The 19720-nt window shown below is 68.9% G+C and carries 19 protein-coding genes; 3 read left to right on the forward strand and 16 right to left on the reverse strand.

What is annotated here, in order from left to right; translation table 11 throughout:
- The first annotated feature begins 8 nt into the window (after positions 1-8).
- Positions 9-551 carry a CDP-alcohol phosphatidyltransferase family protein gene (locus tag DDF62_RS23350; protein ID WP_116491338.1) on the forward strand — a complete coding sequence of 181 codons (543 nt, stop codon included), beginning with the start codon at positions 9-11 and terminating at the stop codon, positions 549-551.
- On the opposite strand, the gene DDF62_RS23355 is transcribed toward DDF62_RS23350, so the two are convergent.
- The 8 genes from DDF62_RS23355 to DDF62_RS23390 are packed head-to-tail and all read right to left on the reverse strand — an operon-like array spanning position 517 to position 7460.
- Positions 517-909: a HesB/IscA family protein gene (locus tag DDF62_RS23355; protein ID WP_116491339.1), complete on the reverse strand. Its 393-nt coding sequence runs from the start codon at positions 907-909 to the stop codon at positions 517-519. The genes DDF62_RS23350 and DDF62_RS23355 overlap by 35 nt on opposite strands.
- 14 nt (positions 910-923) lie before the next feature.
- The gene (locus DDF62_RS23360) at positions 924-1274 is read right to left on the reverse strand and encodes an SUF system Fe-S cluster assembly protein (RefSeq protein WP_116491340.1); all 351 of its coding nucleotides are present in this window, start codon (positions 1272-1274) and stop codon (positions 924-926) included.
- A 4-nt stretch (positions 1275-1278) separates the two neighbouring features.
- Positions 1279-2499, reverse strand: a complete 1221-nt coding sequence (locus DDF62_RS23365; protein WP_116491341.1) for an aminotransferase class V-fold PLP-dependent enzyme — start codon at positions 2497-2499, stop codon at positions 1279-1281.
- Positions 2496-3647, reverse strand: a complete 1152-nt coding sequence (gene sufD / locus DDF62_RS23370; protein WP_244286928.1) for a Fe-S cluster assembly protein SufD — start codon at positions 3645-3647, stop codon at positions 2496-2498. Before sufD ends, DDF62_RS23365 begins: the two co-directional genes overlap by 4 nt.
- Positions 3644-4393 (reverse strand): Fe-S cluster assembly ATPase SufC, encoded by a 750-nt coding sequence (gene sufC, locus DDF62_RS23375; RefSeq protein WP_101711973.1) that lies wholly within the window; start codon positions 4391-4393, stop codon positions 3644-3646. The genes sufD and sufC overlap by 4 nt, the downstream gene beginning before the upstream one ends.
- Positions 4394-5863 (reverse strand): Fe-S cluster assembly protein SufB, encoded by a 1470-nt coding sequence (gene sufB, locus DDF62_RS23380; RefSeq protein WP_109099781.1) that lies wholly within the window; start codon positions 5861-5863, stop codon positions 4394-4396.
- Positions 5863-7011: a cysteine desulfurase family protein gene (locus DDF62_RS23385; protein ID WP_116491342.1), complete on the reverse strand. Its 1149-nt coding sequence runs from the start codon at positions 7009-7011 to the stop codon at positions 5863-5865. Before DDF62_RS23385 ends, sufB begins: the two co-directional genes overlap by 1 nt.
- Positions 7008-7460 (reverse strand): Rrf2 family transcriptional regulator, encoded by a 453-nt coding sequence (locus DDF62_RS23390; protein ID WP_101711976.1) that lies wholly within the window; start codon positions 7458-7460, stop codon positions 7008-7010. The genes DDF62_RS23385 and DDF62_RS23390 overlap by 4 nt, the downstream gene beginning before the upstream one ends.
- A 194-nt stretch (positions 7461-7654) precedes the next feature.
- On the opposite strand from DDF62_RS23390, the gene DDF62_RS23395 reads away from it, so the two are divergent.
- A complete protein-coding gene (locus DDF62_RS23395) occupies positions 7655-8308 on the forward strand; it encodes an alpha/beta hydrolase (RefSeq protein WP_101717897.1) in 654 nt (217 codons plus the stop codon).
- A 212-nt stretch (positions 8309-8520) separates the two neighbouring features.
- Entirely contained in the window at positions 8521-9801 is a 1281-nt protein-coding gene (locus DDF62_RS23400) for an NAD(P)/FAD-dependent oxidoreductase (protein ID WP_116491343.1), read from the forward strand.
- Positions 9802-9835: 34 nt separating this feature from the next.
- On the opposite strand, the gene hflX is transcribed toward DDF62_RS23400, so the two are convergent.
- From hflX to dusB, 8 genes are all read right to left on the reverse strand, one after another.
- Positions 9836-11188, reverse strand: coding sequence for a GTPase HflX (gene hflX / locus DDF62_RS23405; RefSeq protein WP_116491344.1), 1353 nt, complete (start codon positions 11186-11188; stop codon positions 9836-9838).
- 13 nt (positions 11189-11201) lie between these two features.
- Positions 11202-11450: an RNA chaperone Hfq gene (gene hfq / locus DDF62_RS23410; RefSeq protein ID WP_058348899.1), complete on the reverse strand. Its 249-nt coding sequence runs from the start codon at positions 11448-11450 to the stop codon at positions 11202-11204.
- A 128-nt stretch (positions 11451-11578) separates the two neighbouring features.
- Entirely contained in the window at positions 11579-12442 is an 864-nt protein-coding gene (locus DDF62_RS23415; RefSeq protein WP_116491345.1) for a D-amino-acid transaminase, read from the reverse strand.
- An 8-nt stretch (positions 12443-12450) separates the two neighbouring features.
- Entirely contained in the window at positions 12451-13839 is a 1389-nt protein-coding gene (ntrX, locus tag DDF62_RS23420; RefSeq protein WP_116491346.1) for a nitrogen assimilation response regulator NtrX, read from the reverse strand.
- Entirely contained in the window at positions 13836-16079 is a 2244-nt protein-coding gene (locus DDF62_RS23425; RefSeq protein ID WP_116491347.1) for a sensor histidine kinase NtrY-like, read from the reverse strand. The genes ntrX and DDF62_RS23425 overlap by 4 nt, the downstream gene beginning before the upstream one ends.
- 82 nt (positions 16080-16161) lie before the next feature.
- Positions 16162-17583 carry a sigma 54-interacting transcriptional regulator gene (locus DDF62_RS23430; RefSeq protein WP_058348895.1) on the reverse strand — a complete coding sequence of 474 codons (1422 nt, stop codon included), beginning with the start codon at positions 17581-17583 and terminating at the stop codon, positions 16162-16164.
- A gap of 4 nt (positions 17584-17587) precedes the next feature.
- Entirely contained in the window at positions 17588-18703 is a 1116-nt protein-coding gene (locus tag DDF62_RS23435; RefSeq protein ID WP_116491348.1) for a two-component system sensor histidine kinase NtrB, read from the reverse strand.
- Complete coding sequence (gene dusB, locus DDF62_RS23440; RefSeq protein ID WP_116491349.1) at positions 18700-19707, reverse strand: tRNA dihydrouridine synthase DusB; 1008 nt, start codon at positions 19705-19707, stop codon at positions 18700-18702. The genes DDF62_RS23435 and dusB overlap by 4 nt, the downstream gene beginning before the upstream one ends.
- Between the last annotated feature and the right edge of the window lie 13 nt (positions 19708-19720).

Raw genomic sequence — 19720 nt, forward strand, 5'->3', positions numbered from 1 at the left:
AGACGGACGTGCTGCCCAACCTGCTGACCGCGCTCAGGATCCTGATCTTGCCCTTCATGGCCTGGGCCGTGCTGGCCGATGCCGGCTGGGCCGCGCTGGCGCTGTTCCTCGGCGCGGGGCTGACCGACGTCCTAGACGGCTGGATCGCCCGGCGCCTTGGCCTGACCTCCAGCTTCGGGGCGATGTTCGACCTGCTGGCCGACCGTCTGCTGACCCTGGTCAGCCTCGGCGCCCTGATGGCGGCCGGAGCATTTCCTGGCGCCTGGATCGCCGTTCCGCTGGTGCTGATCGCCAGGAACTTCGTCGTCGCCGGATTGCAGCAGGCGCTGCCCGGGCGGGACTTCAACTACCCGCCGATCGAACACCCGAAGATCGCCCTGAACTTTCTGGGCGTTGGCCTGCTGCTCGCGCCGGTCGGCGCGCAGTCAGTCGGGCTATGGATGCTGGCGGCCAGCGCCGCGCTGTCGGTCGTGACGACGACGCTCTATGCGCGCCGGGCGGCGCCCAGCTTCCAGGTCAATCCAACGCCTCCGGCGCGGGCTGGATCGTGACGCTCTCGCCGCAGCCGCAGGCGTCGGTCTCGTTCGGGTTATGGAACACGAACTTCGACGACAGCTTGCTGATCTCGTAGTCGATCTGCGTGCCGATCAGGAACAGCACGGCCTTGGGCTCGATCAGGATGGTGACGCCCTTGTCCTCGACGACCTCGTCGATGGGGCCCTTCTCCTTGGCGTATTCGAAGACGTATTCCTGGCCCGCGCAGCCGCCGTTCTTCACGCCCACGCGCAGGCCCGCATAGGGCTGATCGGCGCGATCCATGATTTCCTTCACGCGCGCGGCCGCCGCGTCGGTCAGGGTGACGACCTTGGGGCGCGGGCGACGCGGACGGGGGCTGACGGCGGCTTCCATGGCGGGCTCCTGCCTTAGAACATGTTCAGCTGCAGCTTGGCCTCGTCGCTCATGCGCGAAGAGTCCCACGGCGGATCGAAGGTCAGGTCGACATTGCACGACCGGATGCCCTCGATCTCCATGACGGCGTCCTTGACCCAGCCGGGCATGTCGCCGGCCACCGGGCAGCCAGGCGCGGTCAGGGTCATGTCGATGGCCACGTCCTTGTCGTCGCTGACGTCGACCTTGTAGATCAAGCCGAGCTCGTAGATGTCGACCGGGATTTCCGGGTCGTACACCGTCTTCAGCTTCTCGATCAGCTGGTCGGTCAGGCGGTTCAGCTCGTCCTGGGACAGGGCCGTCGCGGCGGGGGCTTGGTCGGTCATCGGCTCAACTGAAGAAGCTACGGGCCTTGTCCAGCGCGTCCACGAACGCGTCGGCCTCGGCAGGCGTATTATATAGGGCGAAGGAAGCCCGGGCGCTCGACGTCACCCCGAACCTTTTCATCAACGGCTCGGCGCAATGCGTGCCGGCGCGCACGGCCACGCCGTAGCGATCCAGCACCTGGGCCACGTCGTGGGCGTGGGCGCCCTCGACGACGAAGCTCATCACCGCGCCCTTGCCCGGGGCCGTGCCCAGGATCCGCACGCCGTTGACGCCTTCCAGGCGCTGGGCGACCCGCTCGTACAGCGCGTGCTCGTGGGCCAGGGCCGCGTCGCGGTCGATGGTGTTCAGCCATTCGATGGCCGCCCCCAGGCCGACGGCCTCCAGGATCGCCGGCGTGCCGGCCTCGAAGCGGTGCGGCGGGTCGGCGTAGGTGATCTTGTCCAGAGAGACCGAACCGATCATCTCGCCGCCGCCCTGGTAGGGCGGCAGGGCCGCCAGGCGCTCGGCCTTGCCGTACAGCACGCCGATGCCGGTGGGGCCGTAGAGCTTGTGGCCGCTGAAGACGTAGAAATCGACGTCCAGCGCTTTGACGTCGACCTTGGTGTGGACGACGCCCTGGCAGCCGTCGAGCAGCACCGGCGCGCCAGCCGCATGGGCCAGGCGCACGATCTCCGCCACATCGTTGACCGTGCCCAGCACGTTCGACATGTGGGTGACGGCGACCATTTTGGTCTTTTCCGACAACAGGCCCGCATAGGCCTCCATGTCGAGACGGCCGTCGTCGAGCACCGGAATGAACTTCAGCACGACGCCGTAGCGCTCGCGCAGGAAGTGCCAGGGCACGATGTTGGCGTGGTGCTCCATCTCGCTGAGCACGATCTCGTCGCCGGCCTTCAAGCTGCGCCCGAAGGTGTCGGCCACCAGGTTCACCGCCTCGGTGGCGCTCTTGGTGTAGACGATTTCGCCCACGTCGGCGTTGATGAAGCGCGCGATGGTTTCCCGCGCCTTTTCATAGAGTTCCGTCGTTTCGTTGGCCAGCGTGTGCAGGCCGCGATGGACGTTGGCGTAGGACGTGCGGGCCAGGCCCGTCATGGCGTCCAGCACCACGTCAGGCTTCTGGGCGCTGGCGGCGCTGTCCAGATAGATCAGCGGCTTGCCGTGCACGGTGCGCGACAGGATCGGGAACTGGGCGCGGATGGCGTCGAGGTCGAAGGTCACGCTCATTCTTCACGCCCCAGCTGCTTGGCCACCCAGGCCTCGGCGATCTGGCGGGCGCCGTCGTGCTCGATGCGCTCGACCACCTCGCCGACGAAGGCCTGCGTCAGCATGGCGCGGGCCTCCAGCTCGGGAATGCCGCGCTGGCGGGCGTAGAACACCGCTTCCTCGTCCAGGGCGCCGATCGTGTTGCCGTGGGCGCACGAGACGTCGTCGGCGAAGATCAGCAGTTCCGGCTTGGCGTCGACCTCGGCCTTGTCCGACAGGATAAGGGCGTGGTGGCCCATGCGCGCGTCGGTCTGGTCGGCGCCTTCGGCGACGATGATACGGCCCTGAAACACGCCGCGAGCCTGGTCGGCCACCATGCCCTTGGTCAGCTGGCTGGTGACGCCGTCGACGCCGCCGTGGGTGACCACAGTGGTCTGGTCGGCGTGGCGCTGGGCGTTCAGCAGATAGATCCCGTCCAGGCGCACCTGGGCGTGGGCGCCAGGATGCGCCACATGGGTCTCGATCCGCTGGCGACGCGCGCCGCTGGTCAGGACGGTCTGGTTGAAGGTCGCGCCGGCGGCGATCTTGACGACCGCCGTCGTCACGGCGACGGCCTCGGCCGCGTCGTCGGCCAGGACGATGCGCTCCAGCTTGGCGCCCTCTTCGAGGAAGATCTCGATCAGGGTGTTGGCCAGGTAGCGATCGCCGCGGCCTTCATGGCTTTCGAGCAGCACGGCCGACACGCCGGCCTTCACCACGACGCCGAGACGAGCATGGTGGGAGGTGCCGTCGGTCGCGGACACGAAGCGAATGCTCGCCGCGTCGTCGCCGTTGAACTGGATGATCGAGGCCCGCGGCTCGATCGCGTTGTCGGCGGCGATCGCCGCCATCGGAAGGCTGGCCCGGTCGTAGGGATTGTCCGGCGCGTCGTGCTCGAAGAACTCGACGGTCTTGGTGTCTTCGCCCGGCCACCAGTTCTGGCGCCCGTTGGCGATGATCAGTTCGGCGTCAGCCTGCCCCGCGAACGGGCCGGCGGACTTGATCACGTCAAAGAACACCGGCGAGACCGGCGGCACGATGCGGATCAGGCCGCGCAGGTCGGTCCAGCGCCAGTCTTCGTGACGGCGCGACGGCAGGTCGCTGCCTTCCAGGACGGAGGAAAGGCTCACGCGGCGGCCCCGACGTACTTGTCGTAGCCCTCGGCTTCCAGCTGCAGGGCCAGCTCCGGGCCGCCCGAGGCGACGATGCGGCCGGCGGCCAACACGTGCACGCGGTCGGGTTTGATGTAGTCGAGCAGACGCTGGTAGTGGGTGATCACCAGCATGCCGCGCTCAGGCGAGCGCAGGGCGTTGACGCCTTCCGACACGATCTTCAGCGCGTCGATGTCCAGGCCCGAGTCCGTCTCGTCGAGGATCAGGAACTTCGGCGACAGCATCGCCATCTGGAAGATTTCCATCCGCTTCTTCTCGCCGCCCGAGAAGCCGACGTTCAGGCCGCGCTTGAGCATCTCGAAGTCGATCTTCAGCGAGGCGGCCTTTTCCTTGGCCAGCTTCAGGAAGGCCGGGGCCGCGATCTCGTCCTCGCCGCGGGCGCGGCGCTGGGCGTTCACGGCGGTGCGGATGAAGGTCAGGGCCGGCACGCCCGGGATCTCCAGCGGATACTGGAACGACAGGAACACGCCCTTGGCGGCCCGTTCGTTGGGCTCCAGCTCCAAGAGATCCTCGCCGTTGAGGCTGGCCGAGCCTTCGGTCACTTCATAGCCGCCGCGGCCCGACAGCACGTAGGACAGCGTCGACTTGCCGGCGCCGTTCGGACCCATGATGGCGTGCACCTCGCCGGCCGGCACCTCGAGCGTGACGCCCTTCAGGATCGGCTTGTCTTCGACGCGGGCGTGGAGGTTGTTGATCGAAAGCATTTAACCGACGGATCCTTCGAGAGAAATCGCCACGAGCTTCTGGGCCTCGACGGCGAACTCCATGGGCAGTTGTTGCAGCACGTCGCGCACGAAGCCGTTGACCAGCAGGGCCACGGCCTCTTCCTGGCTGAGCCCGCGCTGCTGGCAGTAGAACAGCTGGTCGTCTGACAGGCGGGTCGTCGTGGCCTCGTGCTCGAACACCGACTGGCCGTTGCGGGCCTCGATATAGGGCACGGTGTGGGCCGCGCAGGTCTTGCCGATCAGCAAGCTGTCGCACTGGGTGAAGTTGCGCGCGCCCTTGGCCTTGGGGTGGGCCGAGACCAGGCCGCGATAGGTGCTGGTCGACTTGCCCGCGCTGATGCCCTTGGCGACGATCCGCGACTTGGTGTTGGCGCCCAGGTGGATCATCTTGGTGCCGGTGTCGGCCTGCTGGTGACCGTTGGTCACGGCGATCGAGTAGAACTCGCCCGACGAGCCCTCGCCGCGCAGCACGCAGGACGGATACTTCCAGGTGATGGCCGAGCCGGTCTCGACCTGGGTCCACGACACCTTCGAACGATCCCCGCGGCAGTCGGCGCGCTTGGTGACGAAGTTGTAGATGCCGCCCTTGCCGGTCTCCGGATCGCCCGGGTACCAGTTCTGGACGGTGGAATACTTGATCTCGGCGTCGTCCAGCAGGACGAGCTCGACCACGGCCGCGTGCAGCTGGTTCTCGTCGCGCATGGGGGCCGTGCAGCCCTCCAGGTACGAGACGTAGGCGCCCTTGTCGGCGATGATCAGGGTGCGCTCGAACTGGCCGGAATCCTTGGCGTTGATCCGGAAATAGGTCGACAGCTCCATCGGGCAGCGCACGCCCGGCGGCACGTAGACGAACGAGCCGTCCGAGAACACCGCGCTGTTGAGGCAGGCGAAATAGTTGTCCGAGGTCGGCACGACGCTGCCCAGGTACTGCCTGACCAGCTCCGGGTGCTCACGGATCGCCTCGCTCATCGAGCAGAAGATGACGCCGGCCTGGGCCAGCTCCTTCTTGAAGGTGGTGACGACAGACACGCTATCGAACACTGCGTCCACGGCGTAGCGCGGCGCGCCCTCGACGCCGGCCAGCACGGCCTGCTCCTTCAGGGGGATGCCCAGCTTCTCGTAGACGGCCAGCAGCTCGGGATCGACCTCGTCCAGGCTCTTGGGCCCTTCCTTGGTCTTCGGCGCGGCGTAGTAGTAGGTGTCCTGGTAGTCGATCTTCGGATAGCTGACCTTGGCCCAGTCAGGCTCTTCCAGCTCGAGCCAGCGGCGATAGGCCTCCAGGCGCCATTCCAGCATCCACTCCGGCTCGTCCTTCTTGGCCGAGATGAAGCGCACGATGTCCTCGGAGAGGCCCTTGGGGGCGAACTCCTGGTCGATATCGGTCGTAAAGCCGTGCTCGTATTTCTCGAGCGCTGCGACGGTGTCGATCGTTTCCTTGACCGCGGCCATCAAGCCACCTCCCGGCGCCGTGCGCCGATACGCTTCCAGGCGGCGAGCCAGGCGTCGCCGCACACAATCCAATCCTGTTCCGTGCTCGCCCAGCCGCCGCTGACGCGCAGCGCATAGGGGGCGAGATCGGTACGGCCCATGGCCTCGACCACGCGACTGGCCTTGACCTTGCCCGACGAGCAGGCGCTGCCGGCGCTGACCATCACCCCGGCGAGATCCAGGTTCATCACCTGGACCTGCGAGGCGAAGCCGTCGGCGGCCAAACAAAGAGTTTGGGGCAGGCGCCCAAGGCCGCTTTGTGGGCCCTCCCCGAGCACCACGCCGCCAGCGTCCTTGACCCGCTGGGCCAAGGCGTCGCGCCAAATGCCCTGATCGGCCGCCTGGGGCAAGTCCCGCAGGGCGGCGACGGCGGCCGCGCCGAAACCGGAAATACCGGCGACGTTCTCGGTGCCGGCACGGCGGCCACGCTCCTGGCCGCCGCCATGCTGCCTGCGCACCACATTGGCCCGCGTGCCGGCGACCAGCGCGCCGACGCCCTGCGGGCCGCCGATCTTGTGCGCCGACAGCGCCAGGGTGTCTGCGCCCAGGGCGGAGAAGTCGATGGCGATCTTGCCGGCCGCCTGCACGGCGTCGACATGCAGCAGGCCGTCGGACGCGCGCACGATCGCAGAGGCTTCGGCGACCGGCTGGATGACGCCCGTCTCGTTGTTGGCCAGCATCAGGCAGACCAGCGCCCGCCCCTCGCCCGCCAGCAGCTGCGGAAGCTTTGAAAGGTCGGCAACGCCGTGCTCGTCGACCGGCAGCACCTCGACCGCGACGCCGCTGGCGGCGGCGGTCTCGACCACGGCGTCGTGCTCGATTGCGCTGACGACGAGACGCTTCACGCCCGAGGCGACCGCGCTTTCGATGGCCAGGGCGTTGGCTTCGGTGCCGCCGCTGACGAAGGTGACCGAGCCGGCGACCACGCCGACCAGTTCGCCCACCTGCTTGCGGGCGGTCTCGACGACGTCGCGGGCGGCGCGGCCGGAGGCATGCACCGAGCTGGGATTTCCGGCCAGGTCGAAGGCGCGCAGCACCGCCTCACGCGCCTCGGGGCGGATCGGGGCGGTCGCGTTGTAGTCCAGATAGATGGCGGGCTTGCTGGTCACGCCGCGACCTTCGCCTCCGGTCGCAGACGACCTTCCAGCACGTCGGCGACGGTCACCGAGGCCAGGTACGAATGGATCTGCCGGCCCATCTCCTCCCAGAGGTCGTGGGTCAGGCACTTGGCGCCGCCGGCCATGCAGCCCTTGTGGCCGCTCTTGCCTACGCCGCAGCGGGTGGCGCGCAGCGGCTCGTCGACAGCCATGACGATGTCGGAGATGCGGGTGGCGCGAGCGTCGGCCGCCAGGCGATAGCCGCCGCCCGGGCCACGGGCGCTGACCACCAGGCCCTTGCGGCGCAGGCGGGCGAAAAGCTGCTCCAGATAGGACAGCGAGATCTGCTGGCGGGCGGCGATCTCGGCCAGCGCCACCGCGCGCCCTTCCGCCTCGTCCTGCTTGCGGGCGAGGTCGGTCATGGCCATCACGGCGTAACGTCCCTTCGTGCTCAGGCGCATCCGCGCTCTCCCTTGCAGATTCCCCGCGCAACCGCATTTGCGTATGCTACAAGCCGCGACTTCGCGCCGCGCCCAGCTGGGTCGTAGCGCGCGATGCGGATTTAGGAAGACCAAGCGCGGCGGTCAAGTATTCCATGCGCCCTTCGCGGCGAATGGTGCGGCCCCCGACGCCCCAACTCGTGACGGGGATCTGAATGCCTGACGTTATTTTGACTGGCGCCGCGGGCCGTATCGAAGGTCGCTATTCGCCGGGCAAGACCGACAACGCGCCCATCGCGCTGATCCTGCACCCGCACCCCAAGGCCGGCGGCCACATGAACCACCCGGTGTCGGTGCAGCTGTATCACCTGTTCATGAAGCGCGGTTTCGCGACCCTGCGCTTCAATTTCCGCGGCGTCGGCCGCAGCCAGGGCGAATTCGACAGCGGTATCGGCGAGCTGGCCGACGCGGCCACTGCCCTGGACTGGCTGCAGGCCAACAACCCCGCCGCCGCCCAGACCTGGGTCGCCGGCTACAGCTTCGGCGCCTATATCGGCATGCAGCTGTTGATGCGTCGTCCGGAAACCGACGGCTTCATCTCGGTGTCGCCGCCGACCAACATGTACGACTTCAGCTTCCTGGCCCCCTGCCCGGCCTCGGGCCTGATCCTGACCGGCGGCGCCGACACCGTCGTCCCGCCCGTCGAGGTCGAGCGGGTCGTTTCCAAGCTGCGCACGCAGAAGGGCATCGTCATCGACTACGAAGTCATCGACAAGGCCACCCATTTCTGGGCCGAGCACCTGCCCTTCGTCGAGCAGACGGTCGGCGGCTATATCGACAAGCGCCTCGAGGCCAATCCGATCCCGTAGGATTCGGAAGGCTCTGGAATTCAGGAAGCCCGCTCTCGGCGACGAGGGCGGGCTTTTTGTTATGCGCCCTAGGCGCAAGGCCTCGGGAAGCAACTGAGGAGGCGCTGACAATAAATCCGCCCCAGGAGCTCTGCCCACCTTCGCAACTGCGAGACAGCCCCGCCGCAAAGTTCTAAGACCGCAGGTATCGCTATCAGCGGAGATCGCCGGCCATGCACTACGACATCGTGATCGTCGGCGGCGGCGCCGGCGGACTGGAGCTCGCGGCGCAGCTGGGCCGCAAGCTCGGCCGTCGCGCGGGCAAGGAGAGGATCCTGCTGATCGACCGCTCAGGCTTTCACATCTGGAAGCCGAGTCTGCACGAGGTCGCCGCCGGCACGCTGGACGTGCACCAGGAGGGGCTCTCCTATCCCATCCTCGGCCGGGCCAACCACTTCAGCTTTCACCTGGGCGAGCTGTCGGGGCTCGATCCGGTCGCCAAGCGCCTCACGCTGAAAGCCATCACCACCAAGGACGGCGCGACGCTGGTGCCCGAGCGGTCGATCACCTTCACCTGGGGCGTGATCGCCATCGGCAGCGGCTCCAACCTGTTCGGCACGCCGGGCGCCGAGACCGCCCACCTGCTGGAACGGACGGAAGACGCCGAGGCCTTCCACACCCGCCTGCTGGCCGCATTCATGAAGGCCTCGTTCGCGCCCGAGCGCACCATGGGCGTGGCGATCGTCGGCGGCGGCGCCACGGGCGTGGAGCTGTCGGCTGAACTGCTGGAGGCCCATCGCGAGTTGCTGGAAAGCCTGGGCGTCGAACAGCGCTTCCGCCTCGACATCACCATCGTCGAGGCCGCCCCGCGCATTCTCGGCGGCCTGCCCGAAAAGACTTCGGCCCAGGCGACCGTGGCGCTGGAGCGCAAGGGCGTTCGCGTGCGGACCGGCGCCAAGGTCATCGCCGTCCACCCCGACCGACTGGAGACCAGCGTCGGCGACGTCCCCGCCGACCTGATCGTCTGGGCCGCCGGCGTGAAGGCCGCAGACAGCAATGTCGAGCTTGGCCTGGAAACCAACCGCCTCAACCAGTTCGTGGTCGACGACCACCTGGAGACCTCCGCGCCAGGCATCTGGGCCCTGGGCGACTGCGCCGCCTGCCCATGGAAGGACGGCAAGCTGGTGCCCGCCCGCGCCCAGGCCGCCCACCAGCAGGCCAGCTACCTAGCCAAGGTGCTGCTGGCCCGGCTGCGCCAGGCGCGGGTGGAAGAACCCTATGTCTACAAGGACTTCGGCTCGCTGGTGTCGCTTGGCGAGAACAAGGGCGTCGGCGCCCTGATGGGCGGGCTCGGCGGTCCCAACTTCTTCATCGAGGGGCTGGTGGCCAAGTGGTTCTACGTGTCGCTGCACCTGGCCCACCACAAGGCCATACTCGGCGTCAGCAAGACCGCCACACTCGCACTGGCCAGACTGCTGCAGCAGCGCGTGGCGGGACGGTTGAAGCTGCACTAGCTGGCCCCCTCTCCCCGAAGGGAGAGGGGCTCGTTCATTCGCCGATCGGCATCACCCAGACGGTGGGAAACTGCCGCTCGAAGCGGCCCAGGGCCTGCGGATCCATGCGGGCGACGAGACGGACCTCGCCGTCCTCCGTGTCCTCGCGTTCGACCACGCGGCCGTTGCGATAGATCCAGGCCAGGGCCTCGCCGTCGGCAGGGCCAAGGCGCAGGGCCATCGGCGGGGTGTCGTCGATCAGGCCGCCGACACGCTTGAGCAGCTCGGCGCAGCCCTCGCCCGTGACGGCGGAGACCGGCGAGGCGTCGGACCGTTTCGCGCGGCCCTCCAGGATCTCGCGTTCCTCGCCCTCGACCAGGTCGATCTTGTTCCAGACCTCGACGACGGTCTTACCCTCGTCGGCGGTGACCTTCAGTTCGGACAGCACCGCCTGGACGTCGCGCGCCTGGGCGTCGGTGTCGGGATTCGCCACGTCGCGGACATGCAGCACCACATCGGCTTCCTGCACCTCCTCAAGGGTGGCGCGGAAGGCCTCGACCAGCTCGTGCGGCAGGTCGGAGATGAAGCCCACGGTGTCCGACAGGATGGCCGGGCGACCATCGGGCAGCTTCACCGTCCGCAGCGTCGGGTCGAGCGTGGCGAACAACATGTCCTGGGCCACGACCTCGGCGTTGGTCAGGCGGTTGAACAGTGTCGACTTGCCGGCGTTGGTGTAGCCCACCAGCGCCACAGTCGGGTACGGGACCTTCTTGCGGGCGCTGCGGTGAAGGGTACGGGTGCGCCGCACCTCCTCCAGCTCGCGCTTGAGCTTGCCGATCGTGCCGGCGATCAGGCGCCGGTCGAGCTCGATCTGGGTTTCGCCGGGACCGCCGGTCGAGCCGGTGCCGCCCCGCTGGCGTTCCAGGTGGGTCCAGGTGCGCACGAGGCGCGAGCGCTCGTAGTCGAGCCGCGCGAGCTCGACCTGCAGCTTGCCTTCACGGGTGCGGGCGCGGCGGGCGAAGATCTCGAGGATCAGGCCGGTGCGGTCCACCACCTTGACGCCCAGGCCGCGCTCGAGATTGCGTTGCTGGACGGGGGTGAGCTGGTCGTCGAACACGGCGACGTCGATCTCCTCGACCTCGCAGACGGCCTTGAACTCTTGGATCTTGCCGCTGCCGAACAGGGTGGCGGGCGTGACGGCCCGAAGCGGCGCGATGGCCGTTTCGACGACGTCGAGATCGAGGGCGACGGCGAGGCCGACGGCCTCTTCGAGGCGCGCCTTGGGATCGCGCGCCTCCAGAGCGGCCTGCCCGCGAGCAGGCCGCACCGGATGGATCACGAAGGCCCGAAGGATCGGGTCGGCGTGATCGATAAGTCCATCGGGGGACTTAGAAGTAGATTTTGACAAAAGAGCCTTGGACTTAGTCGTCTTGATCGGCGCTCGGCTCGTACAGCTGAACGGGCTGAGCCGGCATGATCGTCGAGATGGCGTGCTTGTAGACCAGTTGAGACTGGCCGTCGCGGCGCAGCAGGACGCAGAAGTTGTCGAACCAGCTGACCACGCCCTGCAGCTTGACGCCGTTGACCAGGAAGATGGTGAGCGGCGTCTTGGACTTGCGCACGCTGTTCAGGAAGGTGTCCTGAAGATTCTGTTTCTTGTCGGCGGACATTGGGGATTCCCCTCTCGTTGAAATCGGAAGGCAGAACGCCCTCCACACAAACAAGCTCATGCTAGAGCATTTTTCGCCGTTTGATATGACTTTCCGGCGAGAAAATGCACGCAGGGCGGTGAGCGATCCTAGATCGCTCCCGCTCGCGCCCGCTCGATATAGAGAGCCCGCAGGCGGCTCGCCACCGGTCCAACGACGCCATCGCCGATCTTGACGCCGTCAATGCTGGTGATCGGGGTCACCAGGCTGCCGGCCCCCGTGATGAAGGCTTCCCTGGCGGCCTTGGCCTCCTCGACCGTGAATGGCTGCTCGGCCACCGGCAAGCCGGCCTCGGCGATCACGTCCAGCAGCGTCAGGCGCGTGACGCCGCGCAGGATGTTGGCCTGAGTGTCGCGAGTCCGCAGGCGGCCCTCGGCGTCGACGATCCAGGCGTTGGACGAGGCGCCTTCGGTGACCAGGCCCAGGTCGTCGACGAACCAGGCCTCGATCGCGCCGCGCTCGCGGGCGGCCTGCTTGGCCAGCGCATTCGGCAGAAGTCCGATGGTCTTGATGTCGCAGCGGCCCCAGCGGTTCTCCGGCACGGTGATCACGGCCGAGCCCTTGGCGGCCTTGGCCTCGATGGCGGCGCGATCGACCGAGCGGGCGGTGATGACGACCGCCGGCGGCACGGCCGGATTCGGGAAAGCGTGGTCACGCTTGGCGACGCCTCGGCTGACCTGCAGGTAGACGAGGCCTTCGCGCACGTGATTGCGGCGGATGGCTTCGCGCAGCACGACGGTCAAGGCCGCCTCGCTCATCGGGTGGGCGATGCGCAGTTCGTCGAGGCTGCGCCACAGGCGGGCGAAGTGGCCTTGCGCGTCGGCCAGCTTGCCGTCGAACACGGCCCACACCTCGTAGACCCCGTCGGCCAGTTGGTAGCCGCGGTCCTCGATGTGCACGGCGGCCTGGCCGTGACGCACGAAGCGGCCGTTGACGTAAGCGAAACGCGACATCGGAGTCCTTACTCTTCTTCCTCGCCGCGGCCGCCGGCCACGCCCAGGGACTTCAGCTTGCGGTGCAGGGCCGAGCGCTCCATGCCGATGAAGTTGGCCGTGCGCGAGATGTTGCCGCCGAACCGCAGGATCTGGGCGTTGAGGTACTCGCGCTCGAACAGCTCGCGGGCCTCGCGCAGCGGCAGGGCGATGATCCGCTCGGCGCCGATCGCGCCCGAACCGCCGCTGGCCGGCTGTTCGGAGGCGTTCAGCATCTCGGCGGTGATCAGGTCGCCGGGCTCGCCCGCGGCCAGGATCAGCATCCGCTCGACGTTGTTGCGCAGCTGGCGGACGTTGCCCGGCCAGGCCTGGACCTGCAGGGTCGCCAGGGCGTCCTCGCCCAGGCGGCGACGCTGCATGCCGGTGGCCTCGCTGATCCGCTCGATGAAGTAGCTGATCAGTTCGGGGATGTCCTCGCGCCGCTCGGCCAGGCCCGGCACGCGCACCGGCACCACGTTGAGGCGGTGGAACAGGTCCTCGCGGAAGCGGCCGGCGGCGATCTCCTCGCGCAGGTCGCGCGAGGTGGACGAGATCACCCGCACGTCGACCTGGACGTCGCTGTCGCCGCCTACGCGGCGGAAGCGCTGCTCGACCAGCACCCGCAGGATGCGGCTCTGGGTTTCGCGCGGCATGTCGGCCACTTCGTCGAGATAGAGGGTGCCGCCGTGGGCGCGCTCGAACACGCCGATCTTGCGCGGGCGACCGCCCTCGCCTTCCTCGCCGAACAGCTCGACGTCGAGGCGTTCGGGGGCCATGCCGGCCGAGCTGACGGCCACGAACTCGGCTTTGGTGCGGGCGCTGGCGCTGTGGATCAGGCGGGCGACCAGCTCCTTGCCAGAGCCGGGCGGGCCGGCGACCAGCACGCGGCTGTTGGCCGGGGCGACCTTGGCGATCATCTGACGCAGGGCCTGGGCGGCCTGCGACTTGCCCATCAGGCCGTCGGAGGCGAAGCTCTGGGCCCGCAGGCGGCGGTTCTCGCGCTTGAGGTTGGCCGCCTCCAGGGCGCGCTCGACCACCAGCAGCAGCCGGTCGGACTTGAACGGCTTCTCCAGGAACTCGTAAGCGCCGCGCTTGATGGCGCTGACGGCCGTCTCGATGTTGCCGTGGCCCGAGATCATGATCACCGGCAGGTCGGCGTCGAGCGTCTTGACCATGTCGAGCAGTTCCAGCCCGTCCATGCCTCCGCCCTGCATCCAGATGTCGAGGACCAGCAGGGCGGGCTTGCGGGCGCGCAGGGCGGCCAGGGCCTGGTCGGCGTCGGCTGCCGTGCGCACGGCGTAGCCTTCGTCCTCCAGGATCCCCGCCACCAGATCGCGGATGTCGACCTCGTCGTCGACCACCAGCACGTCGGCGCTCATGTCATCTCCTCTACGCCGTTGGCAGTCGGCGCCGCGGCGAGCCGCGCCGACACCGGGAACTTCAGGACGACGCGCGCGCCGGCATGGCCGTGCGCGTCGGTGAGGACCAGCTCGCCGCCGTGGTCCTCCATGATCCGCTTGACGATGGCCAGGCCCAGGCCCGTGCCCTTCTCGCGGGTGGTCACATAGGGTTCGGCCAGCCGGTCGCGATCCTTCGCGGGCAGGCCGACGCCGTTGTCCTCGACGATGATGCACAGCGCCTCGTCGTCGGAGACCAGGGTCGCATCGATCTGGCCGCGCGGCTCGGGCGTCAGGTGACGCCGCGCGCCGACCGCCTCGCCGGCGTTCTTCAGGATGTTGGTCAGGGCCTGGCCGACCATGCGCGCGTCGCAATTGACCCACACGGCGCCGCCCGGCTCGTCGATGACCACGTCGGTGTCGGCGTCGACCACGCGCTGGGCGAACACGCCGGCGCGCAGGAGTTCGGCCAGGTCGGCCGGCGCGAAACGCGGCGCGGGCATCCGGGCGAAGGCCGAGAACTCGTCAACCATGCGTCCGATGTCGCCGACCTGGCGAATGATGGTGTCGGTGCAGCGATCGAAGGTCTCGAGATCGCCGGTGATGTCCTTGCGGTACTTGCGGCGGATGCGCTCGGCCGAGAGCTGGATCGGCGTCAGCGGGTTCTTGATCTCGTGGGCGATGCGGCGGGCGACGTCCTTCCAGGCGGCGTTGCGCTGGGCCGCCATCAGGCGCGTGACGTCGTCGAAGGTCAGCACCTGGCCCTCGGCGGCGTGACCGGCGGCCCGGACGCGCAGGCGCAGGGTCTCGCCGCCGCGCACCACATCGATCTCGACCTCGGCGTTGGGGCGGCCCTGGCCGATCTCTTCCAGCACCTGGCCGAACTCCGGCGCGGCCTCGACCAGATCCTGGCCCTCCGCGCTCTCGTCAAGGGCCAGCAATTCGCCCGCGCGACGGTTCAGGGCCGAGATGCGGCCAGCGCCGTCGAGGCTGATCACCCCGGCGCTGACGCCCGACAGGACGGTCTCGATGAACTGTCGGCGCGACTCGGCGTCGAGGCTGGCGTCCTTCAGGGCCGCCTGCTGGGTCTGAAGGTCCGCTGTCATCATGTTGAAGGCGTTGGACAAGGCGCGGATTTCCTCCGGGCCGGCCTCGGCGTCGACCCGGGCGTCCAGGTCGCCGGCCGACACGCGGCCCGCCGCCTGCACCAGACCGGACACGGGCGCGGCGATCGAGTTGGCGGCGGCGATGCCGACCCACACGGCCGCGACCAGCACCAGCAGCGCCGTCTCGACGTAGCTGAGGCCGAAGATCGCCTGGATGCGGGCCCGGTTCACGGCGGCGTCACGATAGGAGATCAGCGACTCTTCCGACTCGATCAGGTGGGCCAGGATGCCCTTGTCGATCGGCCGGGCGATGTAGAGGTAGCCGTCGGGAAAGCCCTTCAGCTTGTAGAGGGCCCGAAACAGGTCCTCCGACACGAAGCGCTGCGAGGTGATCTCGCCGGTGTCGGTCCAGCGGAAGCTCGACGGCGGGGGCGCCAGGAACGGCGGGGCGTCGGCCAGTTCGGCCCGCGCCAGGATCCGGCCGTCGCGGTCGAGGATGTAGGCCGACGAGAAGCCGTTGTCCTCGGCCAGGGTGCGCAGGAAATGGCCGAAGGCGACCGGCGATTCGGCCATGGCCGGGGCGGCGCTGTTCAGCGTCGCGGCCATCGGGCCCATGTGCTGGCTGATGTAGCTGGTCTGTTCGGAGACGTAGGACCGCGCCACGGTGGCCGAGTTCTCGACCACGGTCGTCACGCGCTTGCTGAACCAGCCGTCGACGCCGCGGTTGACCAGCACGCCGAAGAACAGCGCCACGATCACCGCCGGCGCTACGGCCGCGACCGAGAACAGGCCCACGAACCGCAGGTGAAGGCGGGCGCCGGCGTCGCTGGAGCGGGCGTCGATCAGGTCGAGCAGCCGCCAGCCGACGATGGCGGCGACGCAGAGGATCAGGGCGAGGTTGAAGCCGAGGACCACCAGGATGGCGGTGCTGGCGGGGCCGATGGGGCCCGTGGTCGGCGGAGACGAGGCCAGGCCGACGCCCGTGGCCGTCAGAATCGCCGCCAGCACATAGCCGCCGCCCAGGACGTAGCGTGACCTCAAGAGTTCACGCCACCAGGACCGACTGAAACGGCGCGGGCGGTCTTCCGATTCCGAGACTGACGGGACCGAACTCATCGATGCGAGTTTAGGGCGGGGTGTGCCCTAAACTCAACACCGATGTGCTGAAAAAGCGTCAGCAGTGGGATCCGCCGATCGCCTAGCGGCGGCCGCGGCTCATCTCGACGCCCAGATCCTGGATCTTCTTGCGCAGCGTGTTGCGGTTCAGGCCGAGAATTTCGGCGGCCCGCACCTGGTTGCCACGGGTGGCCGAGAGGGTCAGCTGGATCAGCGGACGCTCGACCTCCTGCAGCACGCGGTCATAGAGGCCCGCGGCCGGCACGCCGTCGGGCTGCTCGGCGAAATGCGAGGCCAGGTGGCGCTCGACCAGCGCCGCCAGTGTGACTGGACCTTCGTCGGCGCGCGGCGCCGGCGCATGATCTTGCAGCTCGCGGTCGACGATGCGGGCGGTGATCAGCTCCTCGGCGTAGAGGGCGCACATGCGGCGGATCAGGTTCTCCAGCTCGCGCACGTTGCCCGGCCAGGAGTGGCTCTTCATGCGGTCGAGCGCGCTCTGGTCGATGGTCTTGGCCGGAAGGCCCTCGCGGTTGGCGCGCAGCAGGAAGGTGCGGGCCAGGTCCGGAATGTCCTCGGCCCTGTCGCGCAGCGGTGGCAGGCGCACCGGCGCGACGTTCAGGCGGAAGAACAGGTCCTCACGGAAGAGCCCCTGCTGGATCAGGCCGCGCAGGTCGCGATTGGTGGCGGCGATGATCCGCACGTTCGGACGGCGCCCGGTCTTGGGGTTGATCACCGGCTCGGTGCCGTCGATCACGCGCAGCAGGCGGGTCTGGGCGTCGAGCGGCATGTCGCCGATCTCGTCCAGGAACAGGGTGCCGCCGTCGGCCTCGACGAGGCGGCCGTTGTCGCCCTCCCCGCGCCCGAACAGCTCGGCCTCGACCCGCTCGCGCGGCACGGCGGCCAGGTTGATGACCACGAACTTGCCGTCGCGACGGCGACCCAGGTCGTGCAGGGCCCGGGCGACCAGCTCCTTGCCGGTGCCGCTCTCGCCCAGGATCAGGACGGTAAGATCGGCCCCGACCAGGCGGGCGATGGTGCGATAGACCTCCTGCATCGGCGCCGAGCGGCCGATCAGCGGCAGGCGCTCGTCCCGCATGGCGCGGGCCTGGGCCTTGGAGGCCTCGGCGTCGGCCGGACGCGACAGGGCGCGACGAGCAGCAGCCGTGACGTCATCGAGGTCGAAGGGCTTGGAGACGTACTCGAAGGCCCCGGCGTCGGCGGCGTTGACAGCCGTCAGCAGGGTGTTCTGCGCGCTCATCACGATGATCGGCAGCTTGGGGCGCTCTTTGCGGATGCGCGGCAGCACGTCGAACACGTTCTCGTCGGGCATCATCACGTCGGTGACGACTAGGTCGCCCTCGCCGTCGCTGACCCACTTGAGCAGGGTGGTGGCGTTGCCGGTGGCCCTGACCTGGTATCCGAGACGGGTGAAGGCCTGGCTGAGCACCAGACGGACCGAAGAGTCGTCGTCGGCGATCAGAATCTTCTTGTTTGCGGCGTTCATGTACTCACGCGTCTCCCAAGGAAGGCTCAGGCGCCACAGGCAGCAACACGCGGAACACGGTGCGGCCGGGCTCGGATTCGAAATCGATCAGGCCCCCATGGGCCGTCACGAGCTTGGTGACCAACGCAAGGCCAAGGCCGGTGCCATTGGCCTTGGTGGTCACGAAGGGCTGGAACAGGTGCTCACGCAGGCTCTGCGGAACGCCGGGGCCGTTGTCCTGCACCCGGATCTCGATCGGGGCGCTGGAGGCCGACTTGCCGTCGGCGCCGCGCACCCGAACGCCGGGGCGCCAGGCGGTGTGGATGGTCAGCTCGCCCTGGCCGTCGCCGCGCATGTGGGCGGCTTCCGAAGCGTTCTTCACCAGGTTCAGGAAGATCTGGATCAGCTGGTCCTCGTCGCCCCAGACCGGCGGCAGCGAGGGGTCGTAGTGGTCGCGCAGGCGCAGGCCGTCGGCGACGCCGTTGGCGACCAGCGCACGCACACGGTCCAGCACCTGGTGGATGTTGACCGCCTCGCGCGGGGTCGGGGCCTGCTCGGAAAAGGCCTCCATCCGATCGACGAGGCGACGGATGCGGTCGGTCTCGTCGACGATCAGCTGGGCCAGCGGCTGGTCTGCGGCGCTGGCGCCGGTCTTCAGCAACTGGGCCGCGCCGCGGATGCCCGCCAGCGGGTTCTTGATCTCGTGGGCCAGCATGCGGCCAAGCCCCACCACCGAGCGCAGGCCCGCCTGGTCGGCGGCGCGCTCGACGCCCAGCGCGCCCTTCACGTGCAGGGTCAGCAGCACCGAGCCGTCGCCCAGCGGTACGGCGGCGCCGTCGGCCTCGAACGGCGGCTGGCCAAAGAGATTGACCTCCACCCCGTGCTCACGGACCAGCGCGCCTTCGAACACGGCGCGGTCCATCAACGAGACGAGCACCGAACCGGGCGGCAAGGCGGCGCGGAAACGGCCGCGAGCCAGCAGCGACAGGCCGTGGCCGAACAGGGCCTCGGCCGCCTCGTTGACAGCCACCAGGCCGCCCTCGCGGTCGACCACCAGGGCCGGCTCGGGGCTGAGCTCGAAGGCGGCCGCCTTCAGGGCGTCCAGCGCGGGGCCGGAGAGGACGCGGGCGCGGTCGGTCATGCGGCGATCCTCCCGCCGGCGAGCCAGAGGTCGGCCAGGGCGATTTCCAGGGCGGCCGGATCCTCGATCCGGCAAAGGGCGGCGCGCGCGGCCCGACGGGCCTCGGCGGTTTCGGGCCAGGGCGCGGCCTCGATGTACGAGGCCAGGTGTTTGCGGAACATCTTCAGTCCCTGGCGCTCGCCGTAGAAGGCCAGGCTGCGGCGGAAATGGGTGAGCGCGATGGCCAGGCGCTCTTCGGCGGCGGGCTCGACGAAATCGCGACCGTCCAGCGCAGCCTCGATGGCCTGGGCGATCCAGGGGCGGCCATAGACGCCGCGACCGATCATGACGCCGTCGGCGCCGGACTGTTCGAGCGCGCGGCGAGCGCTGTCAGCGTCGGTGATGTCGCCGTTGACCAGCACCGGCACGGAGACGGCCTGCTTGACCGGCGCGACGGCGGCCCAGTCGGCCTCGCCCTTGTAGAACTGGCATCGGGTGCGGCCGTGCACGGTGATCGCGCGGGCCCCCGCCGCCTCGGCGCGGGCGGCGATCTCGGGGGCGTTGCGGCTGGCGTCGTCCCAGCCCAGGCGCATCTTGACGGTGACCGGCACGTCGACGGCCCGGGCGGCGGCGGCGACCAGGGCCTCGGCCAGGTCGGGCTCGCGCATCAGGGCCGAACCGGAAGCGGCGCCCGCGGTGACCTCCTTGGCCGGGCAGCCGAAATTCAGGTCGATGATCTCCGCTCCGGCTTCAGCCGCCAGGCGGGCGCCCTGCGCCATGAACTCCGGATCGCGGCCGACGAGCTGTACGACCATAAGCGGCAGGCCTTCGCCGACGGCCGCGCGGCGGACGACGTCGGGCCGGCCCTTCGCGAATTCCGCGCAGGCGACCATTTCGGTGGCCACGTATGATGCGCCGAGGCGCGTGGCCGTTTCTCTGAACGGGAGGTCGGACACGCCTGTCATCGGCGCAATCCATACCCGCCCGGGCACCGTGACGGCGCCGACTGCGAGCTGCTTGCTCATTTTATGATCATCC

The organism is Caulobacter radicis (genome assembly GCF_003094615.1).
GTDB lineage: Bacteria > Pseudomonadota > Alphaproteobacteria > Caulobacterales > Caulobacteraceae > Caulobacter > Caulobacter radicis.